Source organism: Mycobacterium sp. (assembly GCF_049673265.1).
Classification (GTDB): Bacteria; Actinomycetota; Actinomycetes; order Mycobacteriales; family Mycobacteriaceae; genus Mycobacterium.
This window is the reverse complement of the sequence record NZ_JBATXN010000595.1, coordinates 1-1,843: the sequence shown is the minus strand read 5'-3', so window position 1 is coordinate 1,843 and position 1,843 is coordinate 1. Positions and strand designations below refer to the sequence as shown.

2 protein-coding genes are annotated in these 1,843 nt (G+C 65.3%); one reads left to right on the top strand and one right to left on the bottom strand.

The annotated features are described in order from the left end of the window. Nucleotides 1-7: 7 nt before the first annotated feature. Complete coding sequence (locus WBF82_RS20135) at nt 8-1,207, bottom strand: flavin-containing monooxygenase (RefSeq protein WP_424384698.1); 1,200 nt, start codon at nt 1,205-1,207, stop codon at nt 8-10. A 103-nt stretch (nt 1,208-1,310) separates the two neighbouring features. Here WBF82_RS20135 and WBF82_RS20130 point away from each other — a divergent pair. Then, the coding region (locus WBF82_RS20130; protein WP_424384697.1) for a thiamine pyrophosphate-binding protein at nt 1,311-1,843 on the top strand (533 nt) is incomplete at its 3' end.

The window sequence follows — 1,843 nt, the reverse complement described above, 5'->3', positions numbered from 1 at the left end:
AGTCCCCTTAAACCGCTGCCGAACGCTCAGCCCGGTCGGCGGTGTGCGACCCGGCCGCCAGGTATGCCGCGACCTGATCGGCCAATGGCGTTGCGGCCAGGCGGATCGCCCGCAGCGGGCCCCTGGGTGGTATGCCATAACCGATCGCGAACATCCCATTGCCGAGGTCTGAGCTAAAACCGCCGTGCGGGTCGCCGTGCTCGTCGAGAACTCCGAGGTGCCCGACCAGGTCGTCGAGATCGGTGCTGAATCCGGTTGCGGCAACGATCACCTCAGGTGTTACAGCTGTGCCGTCATCGAGGATCACCCGGCGCCGCTCGACGGCCGCCACCGCGGCGACCACCTCAACCCGGCCGGCGCGGACGGCGTCGACGAGTTCATCGGCCAGGGTCGGAATGCGGCCTCGCTGCTCCACCGTTGCCTTCAGTCCCAGCGGCGGCCGACCGAATCCGTAAACCGAAAGGTCGCCGAACAGCAGACGATTGAGTTGCGCGATCAGCGGATCGACCATCCGCGCGGGCACTCGCGCGGAGAGCTCGAGGAAGACGTCCGACGGGATCGGCCCGATGGCGCGCCGCACCAGATGTGGCGGGGTGCGCACCGCCAGCCAGATCTTGCGCGCGCCGTCGTCAGCCAGTTGCACCGCGATGTCAGCGGCGGAATTGCCTGCGCCGACAACGAGAACGTCGCGGCCCCGAAACGGCCAAGCGTTGCGAAAGTCGCCGGAGTGCACGACCTGACCGGTGAAACCGCTCAAGCCGGGCCAGGGCGGGACGACGGGCGTGTGGTACTTGCCGGTGGCCAGCACGACGGCTGGTGTGCGGATTTGCTCCGATGGCGTGTCGATCAGCCACCCCCCGGCGGCACGGTCGATGCGGGTGACCTCACATCCGAGCGCAAGCGTGATGTTTTGCCGCCGCACGTAGCGATCGAAGTAGCGGACCATGTCCTCTTTGGTTGGCCAACGCCCGGCCGTCAGAGGAATTCGCTGGCCCGGAAGGTGCGACAAGAACCCATTGGTGTTCAGGCGAAAGTTGTCGTAGCGATTCCGCCACGAAACCGCAGGGGCTGCTGCCTTGTCGACGACGAGCGCCGAAATCCGGTGGCGGTGCTGCAGCTCGCGTGCGATAGCAAGACCGGCCGGCCCGGCGCCAATGACGACGACGTCTGGTTTGCTCTGCTGGTGGTCGGTGAACACAGGCGGCATGACTCCCTATCCGTGGGTCCCTGCGTTAACACGGTTAACAACGCTGGCTGGTTCATTTCTCCGAGGTCCTGAACCCAAGCCGCCCGGGAGTCGTGTACCTGGTATGCCGAGAAATCACCGAGTGGTCGACCACATCGTCGGGCAACTCGCGGGAATCGGCGTCGAGTACATCTTCGGGGTCGACGGGGCCAACATCGAAGATCTTTACGACGCCGCCTATTTCCGGTCGGATATCACCGCGGTGCTCGCCAAGCACGAGTTCTCCGCCGCCACGATGGCCGATGGATACAGTCGCAGCGGCGCGGGCATAGGTGTAGTGGCGGCGACGTCCGGTGGGGGAGCGCTGAATCTGATTCCGGGATTGGGCGAATCATTCGCCAGCCGGGTACCGGTATTGGCTCTGGTGGGCCAACCGGCGACCACCATGGATGGTCGTGGCAGCTTTCAAGACACCAGCGGCCGCAACGGTTCGCTGAACGCCGAGGCATTGTTTTCGGCAGTGTCGGTCTTTTGCCGGCGGGTGTTGACGCCCGCGGACATCGTCTCGGCGCTGCCGGCCGCCATTGCTGCCGCACAAGCGGGCGGTCCGGCAGTGTTGTTGCTGCCCAAAGACATTCAACAGTCTTGCCTACCCCT